The following is a 19,241-nucleotide window of genomic DNA, read 5'->3' as shown; positions in this document are numbered from 1 at the left end:
TATGATGTAAGTGAGTGATTACTCACTTTTTGAAAAGGAGTGAATATAATGAATACAAATGAAGTGATCGTGTCTATCCAGAATGTATCGAAGGCTTTTGGTAAGCAGGAAGTGTTGAACGATATTTCTTTAAATGTTTACAAAGGGGAGATCTTCGGGCTATTAGGTCCATCTGGTGCTGGTAAAACAACATTAGTGAAAATGCTAACTGGATTAGATTTGCCGAATCGGGGAGAAAACCATCTTTTCCAAGAAAAAATGCCTTCCTTAAAGCTCATTGAAAAGATTGGCTACATGGCGCAATCAGACGCTTTATACGGAGAATTAACTGCGAAGGAAAATCTTGAATTTTTCGGTGCTCTTTTCGGTTTAAATGGAAAAGCATTGCAAAGTAGAATTAGCAAAGTGATGGACGTTGTTGAGTTAAGCGACCATTTAAACAAAACCGTCCACCATTATTCCGGGGGAATGAAGCGAAGATTATCGCTTGCAACTGCTTTGCTCCATGAACCGGAACTGTTAATTCTTGATGAACCAACTGTAGGAATTGATCCTGTTTTGCGCATGAGTATTTGGAGGGCCTTTTACGAATTAAATGAAAAGGGCGTGTCGATTATTGTTACGACGCATGTTATGGGGGAAGCGGAAAAATGTCACCGTCTAGCAATGCTTCGCGATGGTCGACTAATCGCTGTTGGCACGCCCGAGCAATTAAAAGCAGACACCGATTCCTCTTCCATTGAAGAAGCATTTCTAGCATATGGAGGTGTAAAGGCGTGAGAGTAAGAGCACTCGTAATCCGGATTTTAAGACAAATTATTCGTGATAAAAGAACGCTTGGACTACTAATTTTTGCTCCAATTCTTATTTTAACGATGCTTCATCTTGTTTTTAACGGTGATGATTATGTGCCAAAGGTCGGGTTGGTTGATATTCCTGAAGCTTTTGAAGAACAGCTAGATTTAGACGATGCGGACATTACAAAATACACAAATATCGAATCCGCCAACAAAGATACTGAAAAGCAATTGCTCGATGGCTATATCACATTTGAAAACACTAGCCCTTCCATTGTCCTTGAAGGCAGTGATCCAAATGTCAATGGCGCTACGATAAAGTGGCTGCAAAAGGCTCTTGCTCCTTTACAGTCAAGCGACGCAAATGAGCTAGATATTGAGTTTATTCACGGTTCGGAAGATATGAGCCAGTTTGATTATTTTGGTCCAGTTTTATTAGGATTTTTTATATTTTTCTTCGTCTTTTTAATTGCCGGTGTTTCTTTTTTAAGAGAACGAACCACTGGTACACTAGAGCGACTACTATCTAGTCCGTTACGAAAATGGGAAATTGTCGTTGGTTATATTATCGGGTTCGGGATTTTCACATTACTTCAGGCAACAATTATAGCGGCCTATGCTATTTATGTGTTGGGGATGCTTATGGAAGGGAGCTTTATATATGTTCTTCTGATTACGTTAACACTTTCCTTAACAGCATTAACGTTAGGAATATTACTATCTGCATTCGCTAATAATGAGCTGCAAATGATTCAATTTATTCCCATTGTTGTCGTCCCGCAAATCTTTTTTTCAGGACTATTCAATTTAGAGACGATCTCTCCATGGTTAAATTGGATTGGTCCACTGACACCGCTCTATTACGCAGCCGATGCTCTGCGGAATGTGATGGTCAGAGGATACGGATGGGGTGATATCTATATAAACCTTTTTGTGCTCCTCGGTTTTTCAGCATTATTTATATTCTTGAATATATCCGCTTTACAGAGATACCGAAAGATTTAGCATCTTGTCTTATAATCCATTACAATAAGAATATCAAGTATTGAAGGAGTTTATCATGAACGGTCCAGATAATCTTATTGAGGAAATTTTTGAACATAGCGACGAGCTTACGGAGAAACAAAAAAAAATCATTCTTGCTGCTATTCAGGCATTTGCGGAAAAAGGGTATGCCTCTACCTCGACAAGTGAAATAGCGAAAAACGCTGGAGTTGCAGAAGGAACTATTTTCCGCCATTATAAAACGAAAAAAGATTTACTCTATTCGATCATCGAACCAATGCTGGAAAAATTTATAGCTCCCTTTGTCCTAAAAGATATGGAAAAGGTTCTAAACCAAAAGCATGCTACATTTGAAGATTTTTTGAGAGCAATGATTGAAAACCGTATCAAATTCCTATCTAAAAATATGCTTTTGTTAAAAATTTTTATTCAGGAGATCCCTTTTCAACCCGAATTAAAAAATCTGTTTAAAGAGCATATCGGTACAAAAGTCATTGCGCGTTTTACACAAGTTGTTGAGTATTACCAAGCAAAAGGGGAAATACTCGTGGCCCCTCCCTTTAATATCATTCGATTTATAGCATCTACCATATTTGGTTACCTTATCTTTCGCAATCTTCTGTTACCAGAACTTGACTGGGATGATAAAGCGGAAATCGAACAGACGATTCAAATGATTATGCATGGGATTTCAACACAAAAATAAGCTTAAAAAGAGAGTTGACCGAAAAGTTCCATCTAACAAAGCAAGGAAGATAAATTTGCTAGTTATCTCCCTTGCTTTCCCTGGTCATATAAAGAAATTCGAAACAATCGAACAGCCTTTAATGAGCGGCTTTTTTCATTATTTTAAAGAAAATTGTTTTCTCTTCTTAATCTAAAAAGAATGCTCATTATTCAATAATGTCCCACTGCTTCATCTTCGAAACTTACGACATATCCTTTTTTGCAAAATAGTCTCCGATCGTTTTATAGGTACCTCTTCCTTTAAATTTCACTAAGCTCAACCTTATATAAGCGATCATCATTTTCTTCGGGAGTACCACGACCATCCGTATTATTGGATACAAAGTAAAGGACTCCATCCTCAATCAAAATATCACGAATTCTCCCTAGCCCTGTGATTACCTCATTCGTCTCACCTGTCTCAAGATTGAACTCTCTTACAGCGTTTCCTCTTAAGGTTGCAACATAAAGCCTTCCTTCATAATAGGCTATTCCTGACGGTGCCCAGGTCATCTCTGCTCCGGATTGAAAAAGAGGTGATTCTATACCTGTCTGCTCTTCTTCTCCGATCACCATCGGCCACCCATAATTTCCAAAAGGTTTAATTAAGTTGATTTCATCATGTGCTGAAGGACCGTGTTCACTAGCATACATCGTGCCATCACTAGCCCATGCCAAACCTTGAGGGTTACGATGGCCGTAACTATATACATAGGAGTCAGCAAGAGGATTATCTTCAGGGATAGAGCCATCTAAATTGAGCCGCAAAATTTTTCCACCTAACGACTTCACATCTTGGGCAATATCTGGATCTGTTGCAGCGTCTCCTGTCGTCGCGTACAACTTTTGATCTGGTCCTAGCTTTAAACGTCCTCCATGGTGATATTGCCCACTTGGTATTCCGTCAAGAAATAACTCTTCTTCCTTCCACACCTCGTCCACAAGCTTTAGCGTAACAATTCGATTAAACTGCCCATGCTCGTCCGTATAGGTATAGTAGGCATAAGCGCGATTCGTGTTAGCAAAATCTGGGGCTAGGACAAATCCGAGCAAGCCTGCCTCCGCTGCTGTTGCTAACGTCTTCTCCAGCTCCACCTTTTGTCTTGATTGCCTATCTCCTTCAATTTTCATGACCGTTCCGTTTCGTTCACTGATATAAAACGTTTGCCCCATCTTATTAATGGACCACGGAACTTGGAGGTTTTCAGCAACTACCTCCCTGCCCGTAGCCGTAACTGCTGCCTCCCCCATTTCATCTTCATCTATTGTTTCACGCTCATTTCCCCCAGAGCATGCAGCCAAAAACAAAACGGTTAACAGCAGGAATCCTTTCTTCATCGCACTCCTCCTTATTTTATCAAGACCTTTACAAGATTAACCTAAAACACAACACCGCGATTTAAGCTCTCTTTTTGAACTTTTTTACTACCCAGTTTATAACTATTAGCGTCAAGCACATTTTACAGAAAAACTAATTTATAGCATCCCAGATCGCTTTTGCTACGCCACTTTCCTCATTTGTAGCTGTGACAAAATGGCATTGAGCTTTAATATAGTCGTCCGCATTTCCCATGGCCACCGCTCTTCCAACCCTTTGAAACATCGATAAATCATTGTAATTGTCACCGATCGCCATCGTCTCCGTTAGCAAGATGCCTTTTTCTCTTGTAAAACGATCTAAAGCAATTCCTTTTTGCGCTTCAACCCCGTTAATCTCTAAATTTTCTTTCCCTGAAGAACTTAAAGCAATTCCCTCAATTTCTTTTAGCTGTTCTTCTACCTTTTGCAGTTGCTCCGGATCAAAAGAGAGAGCTAATAGTTTATAAAGATGATAATCTTCCTGTTCAAAAATAAAATCGGCGCTCTCTACTGCTTTTATAAAATTCATTCTTTCTTGTAAAATTTCTTCTATTTTTTCAACCTCTATTTTCTCAAGTTTGTTAGCAGTATACTCTTTAAAATGGCGGATGCCTCTTTCCTTATCGGCTGTATAAATTCCTTTACTTGTAAAAAATTCAACGTAAATATTGCTATCAGAAAGAACCTTTAATGCATCCTTTGCAATCTCCTTCTTAAGAGGATTATCAGCAACAATTTCTCCCTCTGGTGAACGCACCTCCGCCCCGTTGGCACAAATCACCGGACAATTAATCCCTGCCTCCTTTAGTAAATAAATCGCCTCTGGATAGGAGCGGCCTGTAGCAATGACTACTTCCACACCTTTATCTTGTGCCGCCTTAATTGCTGTCATATTCTCTTCCGTAATTTCATGATCCTTCGTTAATAATGTTCCATCCATATCAATTGCTACGCATTTAATCATTGTTGTATCACCCTTTATCTTTATATGTATTTACTTCCTTCGCGGACGCTCAAATTGGATAGGGGCACCTTTTCAATTATTTGCTTGACAGACTGTGGGTTCGTCTTCGAGTATTCCCTTAAGGCCCATCCAATTGCCTTTCGAATAAAAAAATCCTGCTCTCCAGCATTTTGTTCAATATACTGCAAAAGCAGCTCTTCATTTGTTCGTTCCTTATATTTTAGTTGAAATAATATGGCGGTTCTTCTTAACCAAATATTATTGTTTTTTGCCCAATGGTCAATTTTTGCCGGGATTACTTCAGGATGTTTAGCAGCTATATATCCAACAAGCTTAGGAGCAATGGTGTCGACCGTATCCCACCACGATTTAGTTGTAATCAGCTTTTCTAACAATTCAAGGTGGGTTGGCCCCAGCTTTTTCCTTATACTCTCCAAATAAAATAACGCCGCATACTGGTACTCTCTTTCGTCTTTCTCCCAAAGGGCAAGAACAAAATCTTGCTGTAGCGGTTTCTGTAAAATGGCGGATGCCTGAAAAAACTCTTTTAGAAGTTTTTTGCGCTCAGGTGTTTTTATGCCAAGATAGGAAAACTGGTTTCGCATATACTTTTCCATTGGAACTGCCATTTCTTTATTACGATGTCCGACAAATATTGTCTCAAGCTCATTGATATAGTTCAAATTTGCTCCCCCTCAATCTTGTCCTCCTTTTTCATTGTAAGAGTTTCGAGGAAGATAATCCAATAATTGAGAGAAATTTAACATTAAACTTGCAGCTAACGTTACGTTAGGACTTATGATAGTAATAGATAGGAGGATGGCAATGAATACATTTTCAATTGGGGAATTCGCCAAAAAGACCGGTTTAACAGTAAGAACTTTACATTATTACGATGAAATTGGAATTCTTAAACCTTCACATGTTTCCGATAAAGGAAAGAGAATTTACACCGCAGAAAATTTTATTACATTGCATAAAATCATTACCTTGAAATTTCTAGGCTATTCGCTCGAAGAAATTAAAATGTTCCTAAAATCCGAAAAATGGGATTTAAAGGACTCCCTTTCCATACAAAAAAAAGCAATGGTGAAGCAAAAGGAACAACTGGAACAGGTCATTAGAGCATTAGATCATGCTATATATATTGTAGATCGCCATGGTGAACTAGATTCATCCATATTTATTACATTAATTAATGATATTCACATGGAAAAAGAACATAAAAAATTGCTAAAGGGAGTCCTTGACGAACAAAAAGTAGAACAAATTTTTAGTATCGACGAAAAAAGACATCTGGAAATCAACACAAATACAGTTGGATTATTAACGGAGCTGAAGGAACTTTATGGTACAGATCCTAAATCCGCAAAAGTACAACTACTAATCGAAAAACTAATCGATTTAATTGCAGAATTGACAGGAGGAGATCTTCACTTTCTAGAGGAGGTTGGTAATGTTGAGATCAACGATGAGGACTGGGCGATTCCATTCCCTTTTTCAAAAGATGTTGAGGAGTGGATTTCCAAAGGGATCGAAATAAATCTACAGAAAAGAGGAATCACCATAAATGAAAGAAAAAAAGGAACAAATGAATGCTAATCACTTGAAAGCTTTTTGGAGGTTAATCAAGAGCTCCAACCCACCAAAAGGGATCTTTATTCTTGCCTTAGCTTTAGGGTTACTTGAAACGGCAGCAGGACTCGTGCTTCCCTTATTCACGAGATCGTTAGTCGATCAATTGGCACAATCCGCGCTTGAAATTTCACTGATTGTCCTATTGGGTGCTGCTTTTATCGTTCAAACGATTTCATCTGGATTTTCCTATTATTTTATGACCTACATCGGAGAATCAATCGTTGCTTCGATACGGAAGCGGCTGTGGGGGCATATTATCCATTTGCCGATCCCTTATTTTGATGAACATCAATCAGGTGCAACGATGAGCCGTGTCTCTCAGGATACAAATACGGTGAAAACCTTAATCACCCAGCATTTAATTACGTTTGTTTCCGGAGTCATCTCCATTATCGGTGCAGTCACAATTTTATTCATTATTGATTGGAAAATGACGCTAATTATGATCATTTCTGTCCCTATTGCCATCCTCGTGATCATGCCACTCGGACAAAAGATGTACAAAGTCTCCAAGGCAACACAGGATGAAATGGCCACCTTTACGGCCAATTTAGGTCGCGTACTGGCTGATATTCGCCTCGTCAAAGCCTATCATGCAGAAGAGGGTGAAAAAGCAAAAGGGGAGCAAGGAATTCGCCACCTTTTTCAATATGGATTAAAGGAAGCACGTATACTTGCTGTTATTTCTCCGTTCATGACTTTTATTATGATGGTAGTACTTGTCGTACTAATCGGATATGGCGGAGTCCGCGTTGCCTCTGGAGCCTTGTCCGCAGGCTCTCTTGTCGCAATCATCATATATATGTTTCAAATCGTTGTCCCATTTAGTCAAATGGCCACCTTTTTTACCGCTTTCCAAAAAGCAATGGGCGCAACTGAACGTATTCAAGAAATCCTCTCTATTCATCAGGAACCAACAACAACAGGTGTTGCAGTGGGACAAGAAGCAGAACCACTCATCTTTCAAAATGTCTCTTTTTCATATAAAAAGAACGAACCGATTTTAAAAAATATTTCCTTCGTCGCCCCACCTGGGAAAACAACAGCATTTGTCGGGCCAAGCGGAAGCGGGAAGACTACCATATTTGCTTTATTGGAGCGTTTTTATTTAACCGCAGAGGGAGAAATTCGTTTGGGCAACAAACCCATTCAGCTCTTTGATTTACACTCGTGGCGAAGCCAAATTGGCTATGTCTCTCAGGAAAGTCCCATTATGTCTGGAACGATACGAGATAATATAATTTATGGGCTGGCACAGGAGGTCTCCGATGATGAAGTGCTCCACGCCGCCAAACAGGCAAATGCGGCAGAATTTATTGAACGCCTCCCGAACGGGTTTCAAACAGAGGTGGGAGAAAGAGGCATCAAACTATCCGGAGGTCAAAGACAGCGGATTGCCATTGCAAGGGCATTGATCAAAGACCCTAAAATTCTCCTTCTTGATGAAGCCACTTCCAACCTTGACAGCGCTTCCGAAGAACTTGTGCAAAATGCACTGAATCATCTTATGAAAGGGAGGACAACACTCGTTATCGCTCATCGCCTTTCAACCGTTGTCGAGGCGGAGCAAATCATCGTTTTGGAACAAGGTGAAATCACAGGGATTGGAACCCATAATAAACTTCTACATGCTCATAACCTATACAAAAAGTTAGCTGAACAGCAATTAAGAAATGAATCACTAACTTCTGAAGTCGGAAAAGAATTTAGGGAGAATGATGATTGATGGAATTTAACTATTGGTTGCTTATCCTCTTTGCAATCCTTTATGAGCCCATTATCGGCTATTTTGCTTTCAAAAAATTTATACTTGACGTCAGAGAAAATCAACGTGTAAGGTTGAAGTTTTATCAGCAGACCATGCTTGGTCTTTGGATTCCTACAATTTTCATAGTACTGCTAGCTCTGTTTACAGAATTATCTTTTCAAGATATCGGGTTATCTTTTCCAACCATTAACACGGACAGCTTAGGACCATTCATCACCTATTCTGTATTTGTCTTAGCAATACTCTATTTGATCGGACTCCTATATTATTCTATCGGTTATCAATTAAGTGAAAAGATTAGAGCTAAATTAGAAGAAGCAAAACAAAAAGAATGGGATAATGTCGGTTTTTCAGAGATTTTGCCCATTACGAGTAAAGAGAAAAAGAGATGGAATTATGTTTCATTAACTGCAGGAATTACTGAAGAAGTAATATATAGAGGCTTTTTAATCTTTGCTTTCTCTTATTTATTTCCTGATTTTTCGATTTGGTTCGTCCTATTATTATCTTCATTATTATTTGGTTTAGCACATACCTATCAAGGTGTTAGAGGAGTGTTGCAAACCACAATGGTAGGTGTCTTTTTTTCAATTCTTTATATAGGAATTGGCTCCATACTGCCACTTATGCTCCTTCATTTCTTGATCGACTACGTAGCAAAATTAGGAGACAGACCTAAACCCATTAACTAATCACCACTGAAATGCCTGGCGCATTTACTATCGCCAGGCATGCATGCTATTATCCTTTCACGGTTTGCTTTTCGATAAAGCCCTCCTGATAAATTCGACTAATAATCGATTCTATATCTGGTTCTTCTACCGTTAAATCTTTAATATTATGCGTTTGCGAGATTTGTGTAATCAAGTCAGATGCGGAGACTTCATTTCGATTAAAGCGAAGCCAATAACGATTGCCCTCCTGCTTACATAGCTCCCCGCCTTTAATATGAAAGGAACTATTTGCATCCTCTAAATCGACGACAAGTGTTCTCATTTTTCCAAACCGTTCTTTTACCGCAAGTATGTCCCCATCGTATACCTTTTGCCCATGATCAATCAGAACCATTCGTTGACAAAGCTTTTCGATGTCCTCCATATCATGAGTTGTTAAGATAACCGTCACTTCCTTTTCCTTATTAATCTCCTGAATAAACGTCCTCATCTTCTCTTTGGCCACAACATCGAGGCCGATCGTTGGCTCATCCAAAAATAGAATGGGAGGATCATGAAGTAAGGACGCGGCAATATCCGCTCGCATTCTTTGACCCAGTGACAATTGCCGTACAGGTGTATTGATAAATTCATCAAGACCCAGAATCTCTTGAAAGATACTCATATTTTCCTTATACCGTTGATCCGTTACCCGATAAATGGCCTTCAAAAGCTCAAATGATTCAATCGTTGGAAGATCCCACCATAGCTGAGTCCGCTGGCCAAAGACAACACCGATGCTTTTCGCATTTTCTTGGCGATTTTCATACGGAACGATTCCGTTCACAGTCACTTGCCCAGCAGATGGTACCAATATTCCCGTAAGCATTTTAATCGTTGTTGACTTGCCTGCTCCATTTGGCCCGATATAACCGACCATTTCCCCCTTTTCAATCGAAAAGCTGATATCTTTTACCGCTTCTTTTTTTACAAATTCCCTTTTAACCAAGCTCTTTAACGCACCAACTAGCCCCGTTTCACGCTTGGCAATCATAAATTCCTTTTGCAGGTTGTTCACTTCAATAATTGACATCTTCTCACGTCCTTCTATGAGCCAGTACTCTTATATCTGCTTAATCCTAACATCCAAATAAAATAGGCAAGACCAAAGAACAGCACACCGACAAGCGGGGAAAAATAGCCCATGTAATCTGGGAAATAAGGAGTTTCCTTATTTAAAATAACCGTTGTCGGAAAGTAATTTACAAAGCCAAACGGAATGACAAATGCTGTTATCCATTGGATAAACTTTGGATATATGGCCAATGGATAATAGGTTAAATTTCGCGCCGGAAACATGGCAACCCAATAAAATTGCTCCGACTTCGTCGTCCAAAATGCAAATGCCGAAATGATGACAAGGAGTCCCCCTTGAATCAACACACCGCCAACGATCGCCCCGAGTAAAAAAAGCAACTTGCCCAAAGTCCATTCAAGCTGTAGCTGAAAGCTGACAATCACGAACACAACGATACTAAACAGAAACTGCCCGAATGAGGCAATATCAAATTTCATCGCCATAAAATGAAAGAATGGATTAAGCGGTCGGACAAGAAAGCGGTCAAATGTGCCATTCAAAATATATGTATCAAGACTGCGAAAATGAAAAAAAAGGATGATGCAAAATCCCCATGAGAGAATGGACAACGCGAATAAAAAAAGCATCTCAAAAAAGTTCCAATCTCCTAATGTTTGAAATTGATAGAGCATGACCCACATCGTGACAGCCGTTCCTGTATAGGCCGTAATCATCCCGATGATCCGCATCACGAAGGCAAAGCGATACTGAAGCTGGGCTCTAATCCCCGCGGAGACAAGTTTAAAATAAAGTTTTATATATTTTGCGATTGTCATCTCTTTATCCTCCTTGAACAACCACTTTATGGGATGCCCGATTCCAGACCATTCTTAAAACAAGGTAACATACGAATAACCAAAATAATTGAAGCCCTAAAGAGGTGAAAACCTCTCCCCCAGTCGTCTCCCCGATAAAAATCGAAATCGGCATAAAGAAAATGGCTTGGAAGGGCAAATAAACAGCGATTGTTTCCAGCCAGCTTGGGAAAAACCAAAGAGGAATAACTGAACCAGAAAGCAAGGACATCGCAAAATAAAAGATATCTTCTATTCCTCCTGTTTCCACTAGAAAAAAGGTTAACAATCCGAATGTCATTTCTACACAGTAGCGAATTAAAAAGCCGATACATGCAGAAATGATAAAGTAGACCCAAGTCAGCCAATTGGTCGGCAAAGCTAAGTCTAAAAAGTAAAAAATGACAAGATATAATGGCAATAACGCGGTGATCATATAAAAGGCGACACTACCAAAATCGGCAAATAAATACCTTAATGGCACATCAAACGGCCTCATTAATTCCAATGAAATATCTCCCGTTCTTACCTTTTCTTGAATCTCCCATAACGGAGTCCCAGCCTCATTCACTCCATCTAAAAATTGACTCACCACTATGTAAGTTAGCATCGCTGTAAAGGTGACTCCACCAGCCTCATCCCGTCCCGCATAAAGAGCTGTCCAAATCGAGCCCCACATTAATAAAAATATAATATTGGAGCCTGTCCGTGACCAAACCTCAAAACGATAAACTGATGAGCGAAGAAAAGCCTTTTTTGTAAATGTCCAATACATACTCCAACTGCTCATTCCCTGCACCCCGTAAATAATTTTGATTTTTAAGACTATTTCATATTCTAACATATTCATATAAAAAATGGCTATCCATCATGAGATAGCCATTCCAGAGTGAAGACAAAGCTCAAAAATATTAGACGGCAGTTACCTTCAGGCTGATTGAATTACCTTTATTTTACAATCCTCATGATTTCCGCATTGATCCTGTCTTTGTAAGTGTCGACGATCGCAAAGTCCATAGCAGCTATATAAATGCTCTCCAGTTCATCTCTTAATCCCTTAGCTTGAGCTAAATAAGAAATCGCCTGCTTCATCTTCTCTTGATAGCTTTGCGAATAATGCTTAATTTTTTCAGCAAAAATTTCATCTGTTCCCATCTCGATTATCGTCCCATATAAATCAATAATTTCATCCCCTTCACGGGATGGGAAATATTCATGGGGTGCCGTACTGTCAAAGATGGCAATCCCAAGCTCGCGAAAAATTAACATATCAAGACTATGTGGATCAAAACCGCAATGATAAATCTCCACATCAATGCCTTTTGACTCTGCTTCCGCTGCTAATTTCTTTAACATGGTTGATTTCCCAGAACCAGGTCGCCCTTTTATAAAAAAACGGCGGGCAATATCCTCAGTCAGATTTGGAACAAAATCCACGGCTCCTTCAGGGGTAGCTGCGCCTAGGAAACGATGCTTCACATCGGAGTGTTTATTTAACGCCGCATCGTTAAAAAATAAGTCTGCCAGCTTGTCAGTTAGTTTGTTAGCCTTTTCAAAATCCATGTTGCTAATATAAATTTTCTCCCAGTCATCATGAATTTTTAACGCTTCTTCAAACGTTTCATAAGCAGAACGGAAAGCTAATTGAATCCTACTGTTGAGATCGACGATTCTCTCTTTCTTTAAAGCTAGCCTTTCTGAATCCCACGCCTCACCAAGATTGACGTATTCTTCAACGACACCCGGCACTTTCGGTTCAATGATGTGGGGAGCCGTTCCATCGACAACTCCTATTTTAAGCTCTCGAATGATTACACCATCAATTGAATGAGGATCAGAGGAACAATGCAGAAATTCTAGATCAAACCCCTTTTCTAGCCATTTAGCTCCAATGTTTTTCATTAATGTTGATTTTCCAGTACCTGGACCACCTTTTAAAATAAATACTCTCTCTAGCCCTGCCAGGCACTCCTCAAATAAGCTGAAAAATCCGCGAGCCGTATTTCCACCTGCGAAGTAATGTTTGATCTTCCCAGCCACATAAACACATCCTTTTGATTTCTTCAGGATATTTATATGCAAAAGCAAAATAATGGGTGAGTGCCTATCTCAAAGCTTTATTCTTTAATGAGCGGAGCTAGCTTCGCCCCTGTTATCAATTGTAAATCACTTGCTTTCAGTTCCATCTGGATACCAATTTTCCCAGCACTCACAACGATCGTTTCAAGTGTAGACGCACTTTCGTGAATAAAGGTTGGATACGTTTTTTTCATCCCTACTGGCGAACAGCCGCCTCTAATATACCCTGTCCATTTTTGAATATCCTTCACGGCAATCATTTCAACCCTTTTCTCTCCCGTTGCCTTGGCAGCTTTTTTTAAATCAAGTTCCTCTGCTACAGGAATGATAAAGATATAGATTTCCTTGCTTGCTCCTTGGGCGACCAATGTTTTAAAAACGCTTGCTGGCTCTTTGCCAATCTTTCCGGCAACGGAAATGCCATCTATTTTCCCATCTTTGTTCTCATAGGTCAAAAGCTCATATGCAATTTTTTTCTTATCTAATATCCGCATGGCATTCGTTTTATTTACCTTCACTGCTATAACCTTCTTTTCTCCCATTTGCTTCTGTCATCTCAAGCTTCCAACAGCGACTTATGAATCCATATTGCCGCCTGCGAGCCCTCCCCTAACGCAATCGTTACTTGCTCGGAGTGTGCGACAACATCACCAGCCGCCCATACATGTTTAACATTGCTCATTTTCGTACGCGGATCAACCACAATATGTTTGTTCTCTAATAATTCTACACCAAGCTGCTTTGCTAGCTGAGATTTCACTTCATTCGCTCCAAAAGCAATGAACCCATGATTAGCTGTCAGCTTAACTCCATTTTGCAATACAACTCCTTGAAATTGCTCCCCCTCTACCAAACATTCCACAATCGGGCTTGCATAATAATCAATTTCTTCCTCCTGAAGCTTTTGAAGAAGCTTACCCTCTACCGGTCTTTGTTCATGATTAATATAGCTTAACTGTTTCGTCCAATAAGATAATGTTAAGGCCATATTAGCGCCAACATTTCCAGAACCAAGCACGAGCGCGATCTGATCCTTTATTTCATAGCCGTCACAATCCGGGCATACGTAAACACTTGAACCAAGACATGGAATTAACGAAGGCAAGGGTGGCAGTCGATCCATCACACCAGTGGCAAGCAAAAGCCTTTTTCCAAGGAAGCTATCGCCATTTTCAGTTCGAATATCGAAAACTTCTTCTTTCTTACTCACTGCCTCTACTTTACCAAGGACAAACTGTACTCCCAACCCTTCAGCTTGTTTCCTTCCGACCTTACGCAGATGCTCTCCGCTTACGCCATCTGGGTATCCTAATAGATTATGATACCTTCTACATAATGTAGAACGGCCAACCCCAGCATCAATGACCAGCACATGATGCCGGTATCTTCCCAATTGTATCGCTGCCTGCAAGCCTGCAATTCCTCCACCGATAATGACACAATCATATCTCAAGAAAAAATCTCCTTTCGGACAAGGTTACTTTATAGCTTCCCCGAGAGAAGATTGAATATGTCTACCTACATAACTCCTTTTTGCCGCTGCGTTTGCACCAAATCAGCATAGAAGCCATTTTGCTTCATAAGCTCCTGATCTGTTCCTTTTTCAATCACCATGCCAGCTTTTAATACAAGAATTAAATCGGCATGTTGGATCGTATTTAAGCGATGCGCAATGACAAATGTAGTTCTTCCCCGCATAAGCTTGCTCAAGGCTTCTGAAATTTTCATTTCCGTAATTGTATCAATGCTGCTTGTTGCTTCATCAAGAATAAGGAGACGAGGGTCGGCAAGCATCGCTCTTGCAATTGAAAGGAGCTGCTTTTGCCCCTGGCTTAAATCGCTTCCTTCTGAAGTTAATACCGTATCATAACCTTTCGAAAGCTTCATGATGAAATCATGGGCATTGGCCTGCTTCGCTGCCTCTTCTACCTCCTCATCCGTTGCATCAAGCTTCCCATAACGGATATTCTCTCTCACAGTTGTCCGAAACAGGACAGAATCCTGAAGAACGAAAGCCATATGTCTTCGCAAACTTTTTCTTGTGATATTTTTAATGTCCGTGCCATCGACATATATCGTTCCTTCATCAGCATCATAAAAACGAGACAATAAAGAAAGAACGGTTGTTTTCCCTGCACCAGTTGGACCAACGAGGGCCACCATTTGCCCTGGATAAACATGGAATGAAACGCTATTCAGTGTGGCTACTTCATTCTCATAGGAAAAAGAGACCTGATCAAAAACGATATCTCCTGTTAAAGTAGAAATTGATTTTGCCCGTTGTTCATTTTTTTCTTCACTCTCTTCATCCATAATTTGAAAAACCCGTTCCGCTCCCGCAACAGCAGAAAGAATCATATTAAATTGATTCGCCAAATCGTTTAAAGGGCGAGTAAATTGTCTCGAGTACGTCGTAAAAGTGACGATCACCCCGATCGAAACCGCCCCTTTTAGCGCTAAAATCCCTCCGATTCCAACAATGATCGTAAAGCTGATATTATTTAGCATGTTCATCAGCTTTGGGATGAAGCCCGAATAAGCTTGCGCCCAATAGCTGGACATTCGAAGAGCCTCATTTTTGCTCTCAAATTCAGCAATGACCCTTCTCTCCTGAGAATACATCTTTATTATTTTTTGACCAGAGATCGTTTCTTCAATAAAACCGTTCATATCTCCAATATTTCTTTGCTGAGCCTTGAAATATCTCCCTGTTCGTTTTGTAATCCATTTCATTCCAGCAAATAACACCGGGACAATCAGCAAAGTTAACACCGTTAATAACGGACTTAGCCATAGCATCATTACGATCGTTCCCATTAACGTTAATGTACTTGTCACTACTTGAATAACAGCACCGTTAAGCGTTCTGCTGACATTCTCCATATCATTTGTTAAGCGGCTCATCAATTCTCCATGCTGACGCTTTTGAAAGAAAGAAAGCGGCAGTCTTTGGAGATGGGCAAATAATTGATTTCTCATAAAGAAAACGACATTTTGAGCTATGCCAATCATCCAATAGTTTTGGAAAAAGACAGCAACAGACTGAAGGAGATAGACAAGCATTAGCCAGATGAGCATATGCAGCAACTCACTTCCAGTCCAACCCGCGAGAACACCATCTACAGCAAGTCCCATTAAATAAGGACCTGCTAAGGAAAGAACAGAACTAATCATTATCATTGTCAAAACAAGAAGAAAGAGACCCTTTTCCTTTGCAAAATAACGCCACATTCTTCGTAAAGTACCGTTCATATTATGAGCTTTTTTACCCAACACAACCAGCCTCCTTTCCCTCTGACTGTGATGAATAAATCTTTTGATAATAGCTGTTTTCTCTTAAAAGATCGTGATGGCTTCCCTTTGCCACAAGCTCACCTTCATGAATAAGAAGAATCGAATCCGCTTCCTTTACGGAACTAACTTTTTGAGCTATAAGCAGAATAGTACAGGACTGTTTTTTTAACGTACTAAGAATGCTCGCTTCCGTGCGCGCATCCAACGCGCTTGTACTATCATCTAACAACAATATGCTAGGTTTTCTAACAAGGGCTCTCGCGATCGAAAGCCTCTGTTTCTGCCCACCGGAAAAATTAACTCCTCGCTGACCGATAAGAGTATCATAACCATCTGGCAACTTCATAATAAATTCGTGAATTTCCGCCTGTTTCGCTGCCTCCATCACTTCTTCTAAACTAGCATCCTCTTTTCCCCACAGAATATTCTCCTTGATCGTTCCGGAAAACAAATGGGCTTCTTGCGGAACTAAACCAATTTGTTGACGAAGATTTTCCACATTCCGCAATTTTATATTTTTTTGATCTATATAAATTCTTCCTGATGTTACCTCATATAATCTTGGAATCAACTGAAACAGCGACGATTTCCCAGATCCTGTTTCGCCGAGAATTCCAATTGTTTCTCCAGCTTTGACGGAAAAAGAAAGCCCCTTTAACACCAAGTCATCTCCATAGCGAAAAGAGACGTTATCAAAGTCAATCTCGCCGGCGATCTTTTCACAAACAGCAGACTGATGCTTCCCTTCCTCTGTTTCTTCCTCAAGAACATCCGTAATCCTTGACGAGGAAGCTTTCGCCCGAGAATAATTCATCATTAAAAAGGAAAATACCGTAAAGGAAAACATAATTCGTGTAGCATAATTAATAATGGCAACTATTTCCCCTGCTTGTGCAGTACCAATCCCCAGCTCCTTATGACCAAGCCAGAGCATGAGAAGCATCGCCCCATTCATTCCCAGCATCAAAATCGGCATCGTTAGCTCCATTATCCGCAATGCTTTTTTATTGTCCCCCATTAAAGAGGAATTCACTTCCTTGAAGCGCTTCTCTTCATATGTTTCTCTAGTAAACGCTTTTACTAGACGAATCCCTAATAAATTCTCACGAATGACACGATTCAATGAATCTAGTTTCCTTTGAACACGTTGAAATAGCACAACACCCTTTTTCAACAACCAAAGCGTAATCAACAACAAAACCGGTACAGTTATTAGCAAAATATGAGCAAGCTTTACATTCACCATATAAGCCATAATGATTCCGCCGATGATAAACAAAGGAGCTCTCAGCGCAATTCTTAGACCCATAAAAATAAAGTTTTGAATTTGCGTAACATCATTCGTTAATCTTGTAATCAATGAAGACGTTGGGAATTTTTGAAATTGCTGAAACGCAAATTCCTGCACCTTTTGAAAAAGCTCCTTACGTATACCATATCCCACTCCTTGACTGACCTGCGCCGCATAAAAAGAATTAATGATTCCGCCAATAAAGGCTAGCAAAGAGGTACCAAGCAACACACTTCCCCATAAATAGACGATGCTGAGGTCCCCAGCGACAATTCCATCATCAATGATAATGGCCATAATAACTGGCTGGTACAATTCTACCGCAAGCTCCAGGATAGTAAAAAAAAGGGCAATCAACATCGCTAATTTATATGGTTGAATAAATTTAAACAATAACTTCATCTGTCTTCCCCCGTACATTCTCGCTGTAAAAGAAACCCTATAAAAGGAATCCGCTAGCATCTTCGATTTACCAATTTTACCAAAAATTCATTATTTTCGATACCATTCGATTCCCTAAATTTTTATGAAAACAAAAAAGAGCTCTCCCTTTATAAAGAGATAAGCAAAAGAGAAGCCCATACCTCAAATCACAAAACGGAAAATTGCATTTACAGCGATAGATGTACGGCAGCGTTTAAAATTCTTGCTATTAAGCAACCATTCACCTGTAACCCTATTTAAAATATCCTGAAAAAATTAAACGACTCTCTTGATGTAAAGAAAATTCACATACCGGCTACGCACCCTTTTCTCTCTCGCCTCAGTATCTTTTTAAAAGCCACCGGAAACTCATTCACCACCTAACTAATTTTTTCCTTTCTGAATTCCAAATCTAGCATTAATTTGCCCTCGCAGCATTTGGTTACGAATTTTTGCATCCTCCTTTTTCTTATTTTTCAGCATCTCCTGCCTAATTTCATAAGTTCGTACACCTTCATCCCTCTTGTTGGCAATATCAATTAATCGTTCCACGTCCGAAAAAGAATACTTGCGATTCCCTCGTTCAGTTCTTTCTGGAAAGATAAGCTTTCTTTCTTCATAATATCTGATTTGCCTTTCCGATAAACCCGTCAACTCACTAACAACACCGATTGTAATAACCTTCCTATTCTTATATAAAGGGTCTTCCCTCATCCCTTCACCCCTCGATTTTTTTGTTTATTTCAATTATATACCGGCTTTCGAAAAACCTTTAGTATTATGTAAGATTTTCTTACATAAAAATAAAAACTCTGTAAGATTTTTTAACAAAACAAGTGATTTAATACGCGAATCTTCATACAATGTCTCTATACAGAAAGAAAATAGTTAAAAAAGAGGATGAAAAAGAGGTCATTGAGAAAACCAACGGAAAAATATAATGAAGGGTGAGCGCTCATGCCAGTACTGAGAAATGCGGTACGTAAGAGAAGAGAGTATGTTATATCTGTGTTAACAAGAATCGGAGCCTTCAGGCAAGAGGATCTTCAATTATTAACATTAACAGAGCTTGAAGTTGAATATAAAAAGCTAGTCAATAAAAAGAAGGGAGTAACCAAAAATGGCCAATAAAGAAGATGTCATTGATTTAGCTAAAAAAATTGTTGAATTAGATATATTACGGGATCAAATTTATGAGAACTTTGCCGAGGCTGCAGGAGCACGTGCTGATGAACTGCTTCGCAAAGTGCAGAACAGTCAAAAGGTGGTGTGAAATAAACAAATGTTAATTAGGAAAAGACAGTTTTTATGA

The 19,241-nt window shown here is 39.6% G+C and carries 20 protein-coding genes; 8 read left to right on the top strand and 12 right to left on the bottom strand.

Annotated features, from left to right (window positions below; translation table 11 throughout):
• The first annotated feature begins 48 nt into the window (after positions 1-48).
• Genes NST02_RS02975 through NST02_RS02965 form a run of 3 tightly spaced genes read left to right on the top strand, consistent with a single transcriptional unit; the run spans position 49 to position 2,508 of the window.
• Positions 49-780, top strand: a complete 732-nt coding sequence (locus tag NST02_RS02975) for an ABC transporter ATP-binding protein (protein WP_095312478.1) — start codon at positions 49-51, stop codon at positions 778-780.
• Entirely contained in the window at positions 777-1,802 is a 1,026-nt protein-coding gene (locus tag NST02_RS02970) for an ABC transporter permease (RefSeq protein ID WP_095312476.1), read from the top strand. Before NST02_RS02975 ends, NST02_RS02970 begins: the two co-directional genes overlap by 4 nt.
• A 55-nt stretch (positions 1,803-1,857) precedes the next feature.
• The gene (locus NST02_RS02965) at positions 1,858-2,508 is read left to right on the top strand and encodes a TetR/AcrR family transcriptional regulator (protein WP_095312474.1); all 651 of its coding nucleotides are present in this window, start codon (positions 1,858-1,860) and stop codon (positions 2,506-2,508) included.
• 281 nt (positions 2,509-2,789) lie between these two features.
• Here the strand turns inward: NST02_RS02965 and NST02_RS02960 are convergent, their stop codons facing one another.
• From NST02_RS02960 to NST02_RS02950, 3 genes are all read right to left on the bottom strand, one after another.
• Positions 2,790-3,866 carry a PQQ-dependent sugar dehydrogenase gene (locus tag NST02_RS02960; protein WP_137743803.1) on the bottom strand — a complete coding sequence of 359 codons (1,077 nt, stop codon included), beginning with the start codon at positions 3,864-3,866 and terminating at the stop codon, positions 2,790-2,792.
• 133 nt (positions 3,867-3,999) lie between these two features.
• Positions 4,000-4,851: a Cof-type HAD-IIB family hydrolase gene (locus NST02_RS02955; RefSeq protein ID WP_095312468.1), complete on the bottom strand. Its 852-nt coding sequence runs from the start codon at positions 4,849-4,851 to the stop codon at positions 4,000-4,002.
• A 20-nt stretch (positions 4,852-4,871) separates the two neighbouring features.
• The gene (locus tag NST02_RS02950) at positions 4,872-5,534 is read right to left on the bottom strand and encodes a DNA alkylation repair protein (protein WP_095312465.1); all 663 of its coding nucleotides are present in this window, start codon (positions 5,532-5,534) and stop codon (positions 4,872-4,874) included.
• A gap of 142 nt (positions 5,535-5,676) precedes the next feature.
• Here NST02_RS02950 and NST02_RS02945 point away from each other — a divergent pair, with 142 nt between their 5' ends.
• Genes NST02_RS02945 through NST02_RS02935 form a run of 3 tightly spaced genes read left to right on the top strand, consistent with a single transcriptional unit; the run spans position 5,677 to position 8,949 of the window.
• On the top strand, positions 5,677-6,453 hold the full coding sequence (locus NST02_RS02945) for a MerR family transcriptional regulator (protein ID WP_170211297.1): 777 nt from the start codon (positions 5,677-5,679) through the stop codon (positions 6,451-6,453).
• Entirely contained in the window at positions 6,422-8,215 is a 1,794-nt protein-coding gene (locus NST02_RS02940; RefSeq protein WP_095312459.1) for an ABC transporter ATP-binding protein, read from the top strand. Before NST02_RS02945 ends, NST02_RS02940 begins: the two co-directional genes overlap by 32 nt.
• On the top strand, positions 8,215-8,949 hold the full coding sequence (locus tag NST02_RS02935; RefSeq protein ID WP_095312456.1) for a CPBP family intramembrane glutamic endopeptidase: 735 nt from the start codon (positions 8,215-8,217) through the stop codon (positions 8,947-8,949). Before NST02_RS02940 ends, NST02_RS02935 begins: the two co-directional genes overlap by 1 nt.
• Positions 8,950-8,998: 49 nt before the next feature.
• Here NST02_RS02935 and NST02_RS02930 read toward each other — a convergent pair whose 3' ends face one another.
• From NST02_RS02930 to NST02_RS02890, 9 genes are all read right to left on the bottom strand, one after another.
• Positions 8,999-10,003, bottom strand: coding sequence for an ABC transporter ATP-binding protein (locus NST02_RS02930; RefSeq protein ID WP_095312453.1), 1,005 nt, complete (start codon positions 10,001-10,003; stop codon positions 8,999-9,001).
• A gap of 14 nt (positions 10,004-10,017) precedes the next feature.
• Positions 10,018-10,824 (bottom strand): ABC transporter permease, encoded by an 807-nt coding sequence (locus NST02_RS02925; RefSeq protein WP_095312449.1) that lies wholly within the window; start codon positions 10,822-10,824, stop codon positions 10,018-10,020.
• A gap of 4 nt (positions 10,825-10,828) precedes the next feature.
• Positions 10,829-11,632, bottom strand: a complete 804-nt coding sequence (locus tag NST02_RS02920; RefSeq protein WP_095312567.1) for an ABC transporter permease — start codon at positions 11,630-11,632, stop codon at positions 10,829-10,831.
• Positions 11,633-11,790: 158 nt separating this feature from the next.
• Complete coding sequence (locus tag NST02_RS02915) at positions 11,791-12,882, bottom strand: PRK06851 family protein (protein ID WP_340947940.1); 1,092 nt, start codon at positions 12,880-12,882, stop codon at positions 11,791-11,793.
• Between the two features lie 77 nt (positions 12,883-12,959).
• Positions 12,960-13,439: a Cys-tRNA(Pro) deacylase gene (ybaK, locus tag NST02_RS02910; protein ID WP_095312564.1), complete on the bottom strand. Its 480-nt coding sequence runs from the start codon at positions 13,437-13,439 to the stop codon at positions 12,960-12,962.
• Between the two features lie 38 nt (positions 13,440-13,477).
• The gene (locus NST02_RS02905; protein ID WP_095312443.1) at positions 13,478-14,374 is read right to left on the bottom strand and encodes an NAD(P)/FAD-dependent oxidoreductase; all 897 of its coding nucleotides are present in this window, start codon (positions 14,372-14,374) and stop codon (positions 13,478-13,480) included.
• A gap of 65 nt (positions 14,375-14,439) precedes the next feature.
• A complete protein-coding gene (locus tag NST02_RS02900) occupies positions 14,440-16,173 on the bottom strand; it encodes an ABC transporter ATP-binding protein (protein WP_137743820.1) in 1,734 nt (577 codons plus the stop codon).
• A gap of 13 nt (positions 16,174-16,186) precedes the next feature.
• Complete coding sequence (locus tag NST02_RS02895; protein WP_137743800.1) at positions 16,187-17,908, bottom strand: ABC transporter ATP-binding protein; 1,722 nt, start codon at positions 17,906-17,908, stop codon at positions 16,187-16,189.
• 405 nt (positions 17,909-18,313) lie between these two features.
• Positions 18,314-18,643, bottom strand: coding sequence for a MerR family transcriptional regulator (locus NST02_RS02890; RefSeq protein ID WP_095312435.1), 330 nt, complete (start codon positions 18,641-18,643; stop codon positions 18,314-18,316).
• Between the two features lie 243 nt (positions 18,644-18,886).
• On the opposite strand from NST02_RS02890, the gene fbpA reads away from it, so the two are divergent.
• Both fbpA and NST02_RS02880 read left to right on the top strand, forming a co-directional pair.
• On the top strand, positions 18,887-19,060 hold the full coding sequence (fbpA, locus tag NST02_RS02885) for a Fur-regulated basic protein FbpA (RefSeq protein ID WP_137743799.1): 174 nt from the start codon (positions 18,887-18,889) through the stop codon (positions 19,058-19,060).
• The gene (locus NST02_RS02880) at positions 19,050-19,202 is read left to right on the top strand and encodes a hypothetical protein (RefSeq protein ID WP_170211296.1); all 153 of its coding nucleotides are present in this window, start codon (positions 19,050-19,052) and stop codon (positions 19,200-19,202) included. Before fbpA ends, NST02_RS02880 begins: the two co-directional genes overlap by 11 nt.
• The last annotated feature ends 39 nt before the right edge of the window (positions 19,203-19,241 follow it).

The sequence above is a fragment of the Robertmurraya sp. FSL W8-0741 genome (assembly GCF_038004005.1).
GTDB lineage: Bacteria > Bacillota > Bacilli > Bacillales > Cytobacillaceae > Robertmurraya > Robertmurraya siralis.
This window is presented reverse-complemented; position numbering and strand designations above follow the sequence as displayed.